The 12,236-nt window shown below is 48.5% G+C and carries 13 protein-coding genes and 5 tRNA genes; 8 read left to right on the plus strand and 10 right to left on the minus strand.

Annotated elements, in window-relative coordinates; translation table 11 throughout:
* Positions 1-70 precede the first annotated feature (70 nt).
* From ABIC22_RS03135 to ABIC22_RS03145, 3 genes are all read left to right on the plus strand, one after another.
* Entirely contained in the window at positions 71-766 is a 696-nt protein-coding gene (locus ABIC22_RS03135) for an urease accessory protein UreF (protein WP_127538202.1), read from the plus strand.
* Positions 767-830: 64 nt separating this feature from the next.
* Positions 831-1,553: an urease accessory protein UreG gene (gene ureG / locus ABIC22_RS03140; RefSeq protein ID WP_127538201.1), complete on the plus strand. Its 723-nt coding sequence runs from the start codon at positions 831-833 to the stop codon at positions 1,551-1,553.
* Positions 1,444-2,430 carry an urease accessory protein UreD gene (locus ABIC22_RS03145; protein WP_354478158.1) on the plus strand — a complete coding sequence of 329 codons (987 nt, stop codon included), beginning with the start codon at positions 1,444-1,446 and terminating at the stop codon, positions 2,428-2,430. The genes ureG and ABIC22_RS03145 overlap by 110 nt, the downstream gene beginning before the upstream one ends.
* Before the next feature lie 118 nt (positions 2,431-2,548).
* On the opposite strand, the gene ABIC22_RS03150 is transcribed toward ABIC22_RS03145, so the two are convergent.
* The 4 genes from ABIC22_RS03150 to ABIC22_RS03165 all read right to left on the minus strand — a co-directional run bounded on the left by ABIC22_RS03150 (position 2,549) and on the right by ABIC22_RS03165 (position 3,514).
* On the minus strand, positions 2,549-2,965 hold the full coding sequence (locus tag ABIC22_RS03150) for a helix-turn-helix domain-containing protein (RefSeq protein WP_154892578.1): 417 nt from the start codon (positions 2,963-2,965) through the stop codon (positions 2,549-2,551).
* 212 nt (positions 2,966-3,177) lie between these two features.
* Positions 3,178-3,260: transfer RNA gene (locus tag ABIC22_RS03155), tRNA-Leu, on the minus strand.
* A gap of 17 nt (positions 3,261-3,277) precedes the next feature.
* A tRNA-Lys gene (locus tag ABIC22_RS03160) sits at positions 3,278-3,353 on the minus strand.
* A gap of 89 nt (positions 3,354-3,442) precedes the next feature.
* Positions 3,443-3,514 (minus strand) — tRNA-Glu (locus ABIC22_RS03165).
* A gap of 318 nt (positions 3,515-3,832) precedes the next feature.
* Between ABIC22_RS03165 and ABIC22_RS03170 the strand changes: the two genes are divergently transcribed.
* Complete coding sequence (locus ABIC22_RS03170; RefSeq protein WP_354478161.1) at positions 3,833-4,609, plus strand: DeoR/GlpR family DNA-binding transcription regulator; 777 nt, start codon at positions 3,833-3,835, stop codon at positions 4,607-4,609.
* A 4-nt stretch (positions 4,610-4,613) separates the two neighbouring features.
* The gene (locus ABIC22_RS03175; RefSeq protein WP_354478163.1) at positions 4,614-5,510 is read left to right on the plus strand and encodes a Cof-type HAD-IIB family hydrolase; all 897 of its coding nucleotides are present in this window, start codon (positions 4,614-4,616) and stop codon (positions 5,508-5,510) included.
* 31 nt (positions 5,511-5,541) lie between these two features.
* Here the strand turns inward: ABIC22_RS03175 and ABIC22_RS03180 are convergent, their stop codons facing one another.
* Together ABIC22_RS03180 and ABIC22_RS03185 are read right to left on the minus strand one after the other, a co-directional pair.
* Positions 5,542-6,213 carry an MgtC/SapB family protein gene (locus ABIC22_RS03180; RefSeq protein ID WP_354478166.1) on the minus strand — a complete coding sequence of 224 codons (672 nt, stop codon included), beginning with the start codon at positions 6,211-6,213 and terminating at the stop codon, positions 5,542-5,544.
* 258 nt (positions 6,214-6,471) lie between these two features.
* The gene (locus tag ABIC22_RS03185; protein WP_154892581.1) at positions 6,472-7,116 is read right to left on the minus strand and encodes a flavin reductase family protein; all 645 of its coding nucleotides are present in this window, start codon (positions 7,114-7,116) and stop codon (positions 6,472-6,474) included.
* A 109-nt stretch (positions 7,117-7,225) separates the two neighbouring features.
* Here ABIC22_RS03185 and ABIC22_RS03190 point away from each other — a divergent pair, with 109 nt between their 5' ends.
* A complete protein-coding gene (locus tag ABIC22_RS03190; protein WP_127538196.1) occupies positions 7,226-7,924 on the plus strand; it encodes an ArsR/SmtB family transcription factor in 699 nt (232 codons plus the stop codon).
* Positions 7,925-8,147: 223 nt separating this feature from the next.
* Here the strand turns inward: ABIC22_RS03190 and ABIC22_RS03195 are convergent.
* The 3 genes from ABIC22_RS03195 to ABIC22_RS03205 all read right to left on the minus strand — a co-directional run bounded on the left by ABIC22_RS03195 (position 8,148) and on the right by ABIC22_RS03205 (position 8,942).
* Positions 8,148-8,236: transfer RNA gene (locus tag ABIC22_RS03195), tRNA-Ser, on the minus strand.
* A 6-nt stretch (positions 8,237-8,242) separates the two neighbouring features.
* Positions 8,243-8,318 (minus strand) — tRNA-Asn (locus tag ABIC22_RS03200).
* Positions 8,319-8,471: 153 nt separating this feature from the next.
* Positions 8,472-8,942, minus strand: coding sequence for a SprT family protein (locus ABIC22_RS03205; RefSeq protein ID WP_354478170.1), 471 nt, complete (start codon positions 8,940-8,942; stop codon positions 8,472-8,474).
* A 121-nt stretch (positions 8,943-9,063) separates the two neighbouring features.
* Between ABIC22_RS03205 and ABIC22_RS03210 the strand changes: the two genes are divergently transcribed.
* Together ABIC22_RS03210 and cmpA are read left to right on the plus strand one after the other, a co-directional pair.
* Entirely contained in the window at positions 9,064-9,420 is a 357-nt protein-coding gene (locus tag ABIC22_RS03210; RefSeq protein ID WP_154892582.1) for a hydrolase/acyltransferase, read from the plus strand.
* 209 nt (positions 9,421-9,629) lie between these two features.
* Positions 9,630-9,773 carry a cortex morphogenetic protein CmpA gene (cmpA, locus tag ABIC22_RS03215; RefSeq protein ID WP_095289070.1) on the plus strand — a complete coding sequence of 48 codons (144 nt, stop codon included), beginning with the start codon at positions 9,630-9,632 and terminating at the stop codon, positions 9,771-9,773.
* Positions 9,774-9,918: 145 nt separating this feature from the next.
* On the opposite strand, the gene ABIC22_RS03220 is transcribed toward cmpA, so the two are convergent.
* A complete protein-coding gene (locus ABIC22_RS03220) occupies positions 9,919-12,138 on the minus strand; it encodes a Tex family protein (protein ID WP_127538194.1) in 2,220 nt (739 codons plus the stop codon).
* Positions 12,139-12,236 lie beyond the last annotated feature (98 nt).

The raw sequence follows: 12,236 nt of genomic DNA on the forward strand, positions 1-12,236 counted from the left end.
CTTAAATTATTTTCAGTTTAGATTTTGGTTGGAAGGGAAACAAGACAGAAGCAAAGAAAGGACGCTTGGCATGATGCAAAGTGGTACGAAGCTGCTTCGATATGTTCAGCTGCTCGACTCGGCCCTGCCCATCGGCGGGTTCTCCCACTCTTTCGGTCTGGAAGCATATACGCATGACGGCACCATTCGAACAATCACCGAACTCGAACAATTCATTCGCAGCCAGCTTCATTCCAGCCTGATTCGGCTCGATGGACTTGCTATCAAAGGCGTTTACCAAGCAATGGAGGAACAAGACTCGGCTCTACTCGCTCTCTATGATAAGCGGGTACACGCCCAGCGAACCCCCCGGGAGATCAGGGAAAGCGGCCATAAGATGGGGAAGCGACTGCTGAAACTTGCCCGTTCTCTCTATCCTTGGATGGACTTCTCGCTTATTGATGAAGCTGTGCAGGCGCATGGTGCCTATTGCGGGATCACGACCATTCACGGATATATCAATTATCAGTTGGAAATCGGACTGGACGAAGCGGTCACCGGTCATTTGTATACCTCAGTTAATGCATACGTAAACAGTGCGCTGCGCCTCCTGCCGATCGGGCAAACCGAGGCACAGATGCTCATTCAGAAACTGCTCGATGATATCGACTCCGAATGGATTCGAATTCGGGATGACGACCCCGAAGATATGCACAGTTTCAGTATTGCCCAGGAAATCTACGCCATGCGGCACGAAAGCTTGCCTGCCCGGCTGTTCATGTCATAATAACCCTATTTATAAGCTAAGACGTACTTTTAAAATAAGCCGATAATCCAAGGAGGAATTTGTTATGTGTGGAGGAGCTAATCATACGCATCATCCGGAGTGGGAACGTAAGGCATTTGATCGCAGCAGACCAATGCGAATTGGTATTGGGGGTCCGGTAGGCTCCGGCAAAACTGCCCTTGTGGAGAAGCTGTCGAAGGCGCTGCGTACTCGCTATAGTCTGGCCGTCATCACGAACGATATTTATACCAAGGAAGATGCCGAAATCCTGCTGCGCCAGAACGCGCTTGCACCTGAACGCATTATTGGCGTGGAGACAGGCGGATGCCCGCACACAGCTATTCGTGAAGATGCCTCAATGAATTTTGAAGCCGTAGACGAATTGGTTGAGCGTTTTCCTGATCTGCAATTAATCTTCATTGAAAGCGGCGGCGATAACCTCTCTGCGGCATTCAGTCCGGAACTTGCCGATGTGTTCATCTACATCATTGACGTTGCCCAAGGGGAAAAACTGCCTCGCAAAGGCGGCCCAGGTATTACCCGCTCAGACCTGCTGCTGATCAACAAAACAGACCTTGCACCTTATGTTGGCGCAAGTTTGCAGGTGATGAAGAATGATACAGAGCGGGTACGCGAAGGTCGCCCATATGTGATGTCGAATCTCATGAGCGGTGAAGGTGTATCCGAGATCATTCACTGGCTTGAGCACCAATACATGGATGACGATGCTGCCGCTGCGCATCTCCATTCACACAGCCATGACCACGGCTCAGCCCACAGCCATTAATTCATCTTCCGTATCGAAAGGAGCCGAAACGAAGTTGGGCATTCGTGCTGAAGGAGCGGTGATACGACGCAGCGAGCTTCGAGCCACATTTGCCCTTCAAGAGGGACGTACCATCATGACGGATCGTTATTATAGCGCACCTCTCCGGTTAAGTCGCTCCTTTCGCCCACCGGGGAACAGCAATGGGTTATGCCTTTACACGTCTGACGTCTCTCCCGGTGTTCTTAACGGCGATCATTATCATTCCGAGTGGCATTTGGGCGAAGGCACCCATGTGATGTTGAGCAGTACATCAGCGACACGACTTCATCCTACGCCTTCACTTCCCTCGTCGGTCAACCATCACTTCCAGATCAGGAAAGGCGCTGTGCTTGAATACTTCCCGGAATGCGTGATCCCATTCAAAGGCAGTTCTTCTTCGCTTACCGCCACCTTCCAGCTGGAGGAACAGGCCATTCTTGCTTATGCAGATGTCTGGTCAGCCGGACGTATTCACCGGGGTGAGGCTTTTGAGTTCAGCAAGTATCGAAATTCAACCGAAATATGGCAAGGTAATCAGCTGGCTGTGTGGGACCGATTCGGAATGGAACCCGGACGCGATGATCCGCAAAAATCAGCTGCATTGCTGGATTTCACCCATACTGCGGCCCTGTGGATGATCGCTCCTGGGCTGGGGACAGCGGAACTGGAAAGCATCAGGTCTGCACTGCCTCCGGATGGTAGAATGCTCTCTGGTGCAAGCCTGCTCGCGAGTGGAGGGATCGGCGTCCGTTTGCTCGGCATGGCAGCCTGGGAACTTCAGGAACAATGCCTGCACATTTGGAACACCATTCGACCGCAGCTGTTAGGCAACGAAAATCTTGCGTTCCGCAAATAAACTGCACATCATAATTTCATGAAGCCAAAGATGAAGACGACTACAATCATCTAACATGATTACAAAAAAACCTCTGACCATTTCCGGAAAGCATCCGGGTTGGTTCAGAGGTTTTGCATTAGATCGATTCATCCGTTTCGGATTTATCATCTTCCTTATATCGAAAGTCAGCAGCATTTCTGCTTTCCTTGGACTTGCGATAACGGGTAAATTCAATATATTCGCTGATAAAAGACTGCTCTTCGGTCGATAATTCACTCTCCTGGCAATCCAATTGCCGCAACACGCCAAAAAAATAATCCTCCCGTTTTTCCCGTACCATCGCTTCCTTGGATGGACGTCCAATCATGAGCCAGTCCAGACTCACATCAAAAAACGCAGCGATCTCAATCAGTTTATTCGTGCTTGGAATTGACTTTCCACGTTTCCAATCACCCAGATTCCCGGTGCTGATCTTCAGTTGTTGACAGAATGCTTTCTTTGTCATCCCTCGCTCGGCAATCAGGTGTTCAATTCGCTCATATATCGACTGCATACAGGACCGCCTTCCAACCATAATATCTAAAATCCATATCTTGCACCATAACGTAATTCTCCGGCAACATTATATAGACAATTATACCACAACAGATATTAATCCTCAGCCCTTCTTCATCCATGAGCAGTTTTCACATAGATATATGAAAAAAATAGAAATAGACTCTCATGGATATCCACGAGAGTCTATTTCCTAACTTTTACATGTAATGCGGTCGAGAGGACTCGAACCTCCACGGGTATACACCCACTACCCCCTCAAGATAGCGTGTCTGCCATTCCACCACGACCGCATATTCAATTGTATAAATGGTGAGCCATGAAGGGCTCGAACCTTCGACACCCTGATTAAAAGTCAGGTGCTCTACCAACTGAGCTAATGGCTCTTGCTGTAACTTCACCGATGTGCCATATCATCTCTTGTTTTAAGAACAATGACTTGCGAGGTTTCCTTATTAAAAAGGTGGTGAAGATATGACCCGTAGGGGATTCGAACCCCTGTTACCTCCGTGAAAGGGAGGTGTCTTAACCCCTTGACCAACGGGCCTTATTAACAAGTTGTCTTTCTTGGCGACAAGAATGAGTATACCACACTACATAAAAATAGTGCAACACTTTTTTTACTTTTTATCTAACGCTTTTTTTAAAGATCATTTTTCAAGATAATAAGCTCGTTTAACTGGTGTATACCATCTGAGAGATCGGAATTTCATATCAATGTCATCAGAATCCTTACATCCTGTTAAAATAATATCAAAACACTTATAAAAACTTATGTTCACTTAAAATATTGCAAACTAAATTGCAAATACTTATAATTAGGTTATCAGTATCATGGTCACTCATTAGCAAGGAGGCGGCATGCTTGTTTCAGGAAGAACGAATGCAGCTCATTATCGAACACCTTCGCAAACATAACCGGATCTCGGCAGACGAGATCGTTGCCCTTTTTGACGTCTCGCGGGACACGGCTCGAAGAGATCTGATTAAGCTGGAAGAACAGGACGCCATTATCCGAACACGGGGCGGCGCCATCCTCCCCTCTCCTCCCCGTGAATATATCTCATACAAGGATCGCCTGCTCCATGTTTCAGAAGAAAAAAGAGCTATAGGCAAACTCGCTGCCGCCATGGTCCGCCAAGGCGAAAACATCATTCTGGATTCTTCCACGACGGTGCAGGCTTGTGCTGAGCATCTGAATGGAAAATCATGTACAGTCATCACCAATTCCATTCATTCCGCAGATCTTCTCTCCAATCACTCGGCTGTCCATATTCGTTTACTTGGCGGCAAAGTCGACAAGGAACAACGTTATGTTTACGGCGCATCTGTGATCGAAACACTCTCCCATTATTACGTGGATAAAGCCTTTATCGGTATTGGCGGGATTACGATGGATGGATTCAGCGCTTCCGAAGAAGAAGGCAAGATTAAGCAAAAAATGATGCAGGCGGCCAAAGAGGTCTTGGTGCTCGCAGATCATTCCAAATTTGATAAACGTTACGGGTACCGTTTTGCCGACTGGTCACTGATTGATGTACTGATTACCGACCAATGGCCATCAGACGAATGGCGTAACTTTTTGAATGAACAACAGGTTGAGATTCTCATTCCTGAACCAACAGAAGATAAGGAGTTGTAAGGTGATGAAATTATTTGCTACGGATTTGGATGGAACACTTCTAAACAGAGACAGCCAGATTAGCCCAGAAAATGCAGCAGCCATTCACCGGGCCCAGCAAGAAGGGTTGAAAGTTACGATTGCAACGGGTCGCGTCTATTCGGACGTTGTCGGCATTTGCCAAGAAGGCGGGATTAACACTCCAGTCATTGGGTCCAATGGAGCCACGATTCATGATGCTGACGGGAACCGTTTATATCATCTTCCGCTTGAACGTGAGACAGCAGCATCTGTCATGCAGTGGCTCGAAGATCATGAGTGCTATTATGAAGCTTCCACTCAGCAGGGAATATACGCCCCAATCAGCAGCCATGATACGATGCTTGCCGAGATGGACCGAATCCTGGGTACAAGTCCTGGTGAGGACGTTGAGCGCCTGATTCGCGCTGTTAAGAAGCATTATGACAAGAAAGACTACCATCGCGTACAATCCCACCAGGAGATTCCTGCAGAAGCTTACATTTACAACATTATGGCTTTCTCACTCGACCCGGATCAATTGCAGAAAGGAAGAGCCCACTTTGCCTCCAGATCCGATGTCGCGATGGTGGTATCCTCCGAGCACAACTTCGAGATGCAGCATCCCGATGTGTCCAAAGGTAATGCTCTTACTAAACTGGCTGCCCATCTCAATGTCTCCATGGAAGATACGGCAGCTATCGGCGACAATTTCAATGATGTTTCCATGTTGAAAATGGCAGGACTCGGCATCGCCATGGGCAATGGTGAACCGGAGATTCAAGCCCTTGCCAAGGCTATAACATTAACCAATGTAGAACATGGTGTCGCCCATGCCATTCACTCTGTACTGGACGGCAAACCGATCTCCCGGCCCGAAATCGTTGCTGAAGGCGGTCAATAAATTCGGTCCTGTCAGGAAATCACACGATCTCTCACTTCAACTCGACGGATCTCACATGCGGCACGTCCTGCAGCAGTACAATCAACTGTTCTCCCCGGAAGGACCCGGGCATCTGAACGGTGAATTCAAGCACAGTCTCCTGAGCCGAGCCTGTGCTTGTTTGTTGTTCCGTCCTGAATCCGATGACCGAAATCTTCTCCTGCCCCAGCAGTGCCAATATGGCTTTCAGGCTGTCTGCTTCCTGCTCCAGGCGAATGGTTAACGTTTCTGTTCTTGCGGAAATTAGCCAGCGTGTCGGCCGATGCAGCAGCATCTGTGCGAGCACGATCAGCAGGGTTACACCTGCTCCCGTCCAGTAGAGTCCAGCACCCACTGCCAGTCCCATACCTGCCGTTGCCCAGATGCCAGCGGCTGTCGTCAATCCCCGGACGGTATGGCGCTGCATAAAGATCATTCCGGCCCCAATAAACCCTACACCGCTAACCACCTGTGCTGCAATCCGGGAAGGATCAAGCGACAGATTAGCCCAGCCTGCCTGATCCTGAAATCCATACTTTGAGACAATCATCATTAACGCTGCACCAACAGCGACCACAAAATGAGTGCGTATTCCCGCTTCTTTCATCCGGTTTTTGCGTTCATACCCGATAAGGACCCCGCAGATCCCTGCTATGAGAACTCGCATCAAATATTCCATTTCCATTCTCAAGCCACCTCTCTTATGTCAGCATTTTGCAGATAGATCACCACTTACTGGATTGATGCAATACGCTTATGTATATGCTTACATGTATCCTTCTTTACTATTTACCCATTCCCTGTTCAATAAATAATCCATACAGCAACTTCCTTCTATTTCAGTTGGCACAAAAAAAGAGACCTATAAGGCCTCCACTTTACTTTCCTGTATAACCCTCTTATAAAGATAGTCTGTTTCTATCCTTTCTGTTTATACCGATCCCTATTCAGCGCGGAAGTTCTCCCCTTGTCGCTCTCCTAATCCGTAATAATGGCGGAAATTATAGATTAAAGGGTTCCACTTTGCCGGATTAATTTTATTCAGTCCAGATATAAGCTTCTTATGTGCATGTACCTCCAGCGATTTCACTTCGACTACGGCCATAAAAGGCGTATGCTCCGGCGTGCGGATATGCTGTACAGATGCCTCAATCTGAAGCGGACACTCGGCTATTCTCTGAGGTTTAACCCGAAGCGAATCCTGAGTGGTTAACCCGGCTACTTCAAATTTCTCCGAACAAAATTGATAACCCATCTGTCTTTTCTCCTCAGGAACTGGATATGTACCCGTATAACGCCCCAGAGATTCGACAGCTCTCCACATGGACGCATCCGGCAAATTCACGACACATTCAGGATGTCTTTTTAAGTTCTCATAGGCTTTTCCCTGGATACCCAAACCAAGAACAAGACAATCCCCCAACGCCCAGGAAGAGGACAATGGCGACAGGTTCGTTGACCCATCCTCGTTCAAGGTGCTCAAGAGAAGTACGGGTGTGCCATAGTATAAAATGCTTGGGTTAATCGTCTCATGCTGGTCCGTTACTACCTCCTCAGCAGATCGTTTACTCGCGTTTTCGAAATTCATTGGTTTGCTCCATCTCCTGTCTCACATACTTGGCCCCTCAATACAAGTTTGAACTCTGCGGTGGCCTGTCCCAATTGTAATACGCCAACAGTTCAAGTATCATCGAAGTATGAATGCATATCCAAATATATCTGTTATCGCGTCATTGATTGCCGATCCGAGTCGCGCTGTCTTTCTCGAAGCACTACTGGGTGGACAGGCCCTGCCTGCAGGCGAGCTTGCCTATATGGCTGGTGTAACACCCCAGACTGCGAGTAACCACCTTGCTAAACTTGTGGACGGCGGGCTGCTAGTTGTAGAACGACAAGGACGGCATCGCTACTTCCGATTGGCTGGCCAGGAGATTGCCTTTCTGATAGAAACGATGGGCAGTATCGCCCCTCCTGTTCAGGTGAGATCGCTCAAACAGTCTAATCAGCTCCAGCATCTTAGCTTTGCTCGTACCTGTTACGGACATCTTGCTGGTAAGCTTGGGATTGCATTGTGCGATGCATTGTTGCGGGAGGAATATCTACTGGAGCCGGAAGCAGATCAGGCCAAGGATTATCACATTACGGAGAAAGGAAGACAATGGTTTACATCATTCGGAATTGATCTTCAGGTTAAACCGGGATCAAGACGTGCCATTGCCCGCAAATGTCTGGACTGGAGCGAGCGGCGTCACCACATATCCGGACTGCTGGGCGAACAATTGGAACGCAGACTTTCGCAGCTCGAGTGGACCCGGAAGAAGCCTGGCAGCCGCTCTGTTGAAGTTACCGATGCTGGCAAGAAGGGTTTATACGAGGTTTTGGGAATCTCGCTGTAGGCAGGTTGCATTGCAGATCTCATCCAAGAAAGATCTACACCAAAAAATCCCCTTCACAACAAACCGATCAACGGTTCATGTAAAGGGGATTCTATTCGTGTATTCAATACGGAGAGAGAGGGATACTCTCACTTCGTTCGAGACTGCGACGTATCGCTATCGAAGAGTATGCTCCGACGAACCTTTAGGGTTCTAATCTCTTTGCGGAGAAGTATAATCAAAACGGAGAGAGAGGGATTCGAACCCTCGCACCGCTTACGCAGTCTAACCCCTTAGCAGAGGGTCCCCTTATAGCCACTTGGGTATCTCTCCAAGAAATGGCTCCCCGAACAGGACTCGAACCTGTGACAACTCGATTAACAGTCGAGTGCTCTACCAACTGAGCTATCAGGGAATAATCTCGAATAAACATAATTTATCATGATTAATAAGCCAAGTCAACATCTTAACTATACTTTCTTGCTAACTGTAAAAAAGGGAGAAAATACAGCTCATACAGGTATATTGCATCCCCTCTTCAAGCCGGTTATATCCATTCGGATGAACACTACTCGTTAGAGATGGTTTGAAGAGCCAGCTTGCCGGCACATCGGCCGCATCTGTATTTTTTGGGATCCATTTTTCGTTTACGCAGATATTCCGTTCCACAGCTCTTGCATACCAGCTTGTACCGATAAGGCTGCGGCTTCCTGCCCTTGCCATCCGGAAGGGACTGACAGAACCTCGAACCGCCTACCTTTTGCAGAAGAGCCTTGAATTCCGGGTCCCTGTGGCGATAGCCGCGGCCGCGAATATGCAGATGGTAGTGGCACAATTCGTGCTTTATAATTTTTTCGACCTCATCCCGCCCGTATGCTTCAAGCTGATGTGGATTAATCTCAATTCGGTGACTCTTCAGCATGTATCGGCCTCCGGTTGTCGTCAGACGTCGATTAAACAAGGCCTCGTGGGTAAACGGAACCCCGAAATGATCCAGAGATACCTGCTCAATCCACTGCTGCAGCTCAGCATTATCCACCCGGTTCCCCCTCCTTTCTCACCCCTTGGACCGTTCCATTTTCCGGTATAATACTTGAATTTTAACCGTTTCGTAGGCTACACTGTCAAGTAGAAAGTATGAGGGGAGATTATTACACGTTATGCCTAAAATGCGTTATGTCATCCTGCAGCAGGAACAGCAATTAGAGTTTGTTGAAATGCCCGCTGATTACGCATATCAACTCAGTGCACTCAACCTGCGTCTGCACAAAGAGATTGATAAACTTACTGCAGCGGATGTACCTGTACTGCCCTGGGCCATCGCTGAATGTGACGACCTTGATCTTCTGAACGAGCAGCTCAGTATCACCGGAGGGCTGGATTACATCAATGCGCTTGAGCATAGTTTCGCCAAACTGCGCGAGACGCATTATCCCTTGATTTCTTTACTCACCGAAATTCGAGCCCTTCAAGCCCAGCTGGAACAATGGTACGAAGAAGAAATGGAAACACTCTGATTCATTTATCGTTTTCTAAAAGTGCACATCCTAACCTGTAAGCGCATTTCCGTAACCGGATTTGCGCTTTTTATTTTATCTGAATCGACAGGTCGGTTGACAAGCCAGACACTGTTTTTTACACGTTCCGCGCGGCTTAATCCGCACAGTCCAGGCTATTGCCACATATGCTAACGTACAGATGAATTATGCAAGAGGAGGAGATCCCTTTGCCTCAATGGCTTTGCAATCAACTGATGCGTGCATTTCACAAGAAAGACAGCAGACAGATCAAGCTGCTGAACGAATGCTGGTTCTTTTACCGGAATAAACCTGCTAATGGCACACCGCGCAGCGCGGATCGTGAACTCTAGAATCTAACCACACTCTTCATGTATACAGCCCATTCTCTCTTCCTACATTAACTCATTCGAAGAATATGGAACGGTCGACACCCCCATTCGAGCCGACAACAAACAGCCTTCCCGCAACTGGGAAGGCTGTTCTCGGATCTTGGGACTAGGAAGTCTGCTTCGAAGCAGGCTTTTTCATGGTCAGGCCGACCCGGCCCTTTTTGGTATCCACATTCATCACCCATACCGTTACATTATCACCGACAGAAACAACATCCATCGGATGCTTGACGTAACCATTGCTCAGCTGTGAAATATGGACAAGTCCATCACTCTTGATCCCGATATCGACGAAGGCACCAAAATCAATTACGTTGCGAACGGTACCTTGGAGTTCCATGCCTTCAACCAGATCCTCAATTTTAAGGACATCCGTACGGAAAATAGGCAGTGGCATTTCTTCCCGAGGATCACGTCCCGGGCGCTGTAAGCTGTCGAGAATGTCGCGCAGTGTAGGCACACCCACGTCCAGTTTCACTGCCAGTTGTTCAGGCTGCTGTTCGGATAGGAGCACAGACAACTCCTTGCTGCCCAACTTGTCCAGCTCCACCTGAAGTTCTTTGAACAACTGATCGACGACCTTGTAGGATTCCGGGTGAATCGGTGTACGATCCAGCGGATTCTCACCTTCACCAATGCGCATGAAACCTACGCATTGTTCATAGGTTTTAGCACCCAGACGCGGTACCTTCTGCAGTTGACGACGGTTCGTAAAGCGTCCGTTTTCCTCGCGGTACTTCACAATGTTTTTGGCAATCGTCGCATTCACGCCGGCCACATAGGACAGCAACGATGGCGAAGCCGTATTCACATCCACGCCTACATGGTTAACCGCAGATTCCACGACCGCTTTCAGACTTTCCTCCAGAATCTTTTGAGAAACGTCATGCTGGTATTGCCCTACACCAATGGCCTTTGGATCAATTTTCACCAGTTCAGCCAGTGGATCCTGTACACGACGGGCAATGGAAGCTGCACTGCGTTCGGCTACGTCCAGATCAGGGAATTCCTCCTGCGCCAGCTTGGAAGCGGAATACACACTTGCTCCTGCTTCATTAACGATGAGGTACACAAGGCTCTCATCGCCATTTTCCTGAATGATCTCGGCTACAAACTGTTCCGTTTCACGGGAAGCTGTACCATTACCGATAACGATCAGTCCGATGTCATACTGCTTGATCATCCGGTGGAATACCTCGGCTGCTTCGCGCTTTTTGTTGTGAGGTGGCGTCGGGTACGTAACAGCGACTTCCAGCAGTTTGCCCGTATCATCCACTACAGCCAGTTTGCAGCCCGTACGATAAGCAGGGTCGACACCGAGCACACGTTTGCCATGAATCGGCGGCTGAAGCAGCAGGTTACGCAGATTGGCGGAAAACACGGAGATTGCCTGGGTCTCTCCCTTTTCCGTCAGTTCTGCCCGGACTTCGCGCTCAATTGAAGGTGCAATCAGACGTTTGTAGGCATCTTCAATGACAGCGCGCAATACATCCTGCACTGCAGATGCACCCTTGATGATCTGACCTTCCATATGACGATGGGCCGGTTCAGGCGGAACCTCCAGACCTACTTTCAGAATGCTCTCGCGCTCCCCGCGGTTAATGGCGAGAATCCGGTGCGGAGGCATCTTTTTGGCCAATTCACGATAATCATAGTAGTTCTCATAGACCGATTCCTGCTCCGCATCCTTCGCTTCCGAAGTCAACATGCCATGATCCAGCGTATAGCGACGAATCCACGCACGAATGGCAGCATCATCAGCGATGTTCTCGGCAAGAATGTCTTTGGCTCCCTGAAGGGCTGCTTCTGCATCGTCCACTCCAAGCTCTGCATTGATGTAACGCGCAGCTTCTTCGAGCACATTCCCCTGTTTCGGTTGACTCCAGATCCATACAGCTAAGGGTTCAAGACCTTTTTCCTTGGCTACGCTGGCACGCGTTTTGCGCTTCTGGCGATAAGGACGATACAGATCCTCGACCTCCTGCAGCTTCACAGCCTGGGTAATGGACTTTTTCAGTTCTCCCGTCAATTTACCTTGTTCTTCTATAATACGGATGACTTCCACTTTGCGATCCTCAAGGTTACGCAGATATACGAGACGTTCCTCAATCAGTCGCAGCTGGTTCTCATCCAGCTCCCCAGTCATTTCTTTACGGTAGCGGGCGATAAATGGAATCGTATTGCCTTCTTCCAGAAGCTCTGACGTCGTGCGCACCTGCTTCAAGGCCAGTGACAGTTCCTTGGCTACCTGTTTGATGATTCTTTCCTGGCGTTCCGCCTTTATTGTTTCTTCATTGGGTTCCAGAACCGTTCCCTGTTCAGACAAATAAATCCCTCTTTCCTTCCTGAATCGTTTCAGATTAAGCATGTTCAGGGCAGCTATGCTGCTGTAATCACAGTATCGAATCTGCACTCATGCAGATT

The sequence above is a fragment of the Paenibacillus sp. PvP094 genome (assembly GCF_040546835.1).
Taxonomy (GTDB): domain Bacteria; phylum Bacillota; class Bacilli; order Paenibacillales; family Paenibacillaceae; genus Paenibacillus; species Paenibacillus illinoisensis.

Coding starts and splice junctions, on each gene's coding strand:
- ABIC22_RS03175 (WP_354478163.1), top strand. CDS start 4,614: ATGAAATTATTTGCTACGGATTTGGATGGAACACTTCTAAACAGAGAC.
- ABIC22_RS03185 (WP_154892581.1), bottom strand. CDS start 7,116: ATGAATTTCGAAAACGCGAGTAAACGATCTGCTGAGGAGGTAGTAACG.
- ureG (WP_127538201.1), top strand. CDS start 831: ATGTGTGGAGGAGCTAATCATACGCATCATCCGGAGTGGGAACGTAAG.
- ABIC22_RS03180 (WP_354478166.1), bottom strand. CDS start 6,213: ATGGAAATGGAATATTTGATGCGAGTTCTCATAGCAGGGATCTGCGGG.
- ABIC22_RS03135 (WP_127538202.1), top strand. CDS start 71: ATGATGCAAAGTGGTACGAAGCTGCTTCGATATGTTCAGCTGCTCGAC.
- ABIC22_RS03150 (WP_154892578.1), bottom strand. CDS start 2,965: ATGCAGTCGATATATGAGCGAATTGAACACCTGATTGCCGAGCGAGGG.
- ABIC22_RS03190 (WP_127538196.1), top strand. CDS start 7,226: ATGAATGCATATCCAAATATATCTGTTATCGCGTCATTGATTGCCGAT.
- ABIC22_RS03210 (WP_154892582.1), top strand. CDS start 9,064: ATGCCTAAAATGCGTTATGTCATCCTGCAGCAGGAACAGCAATTAGAG.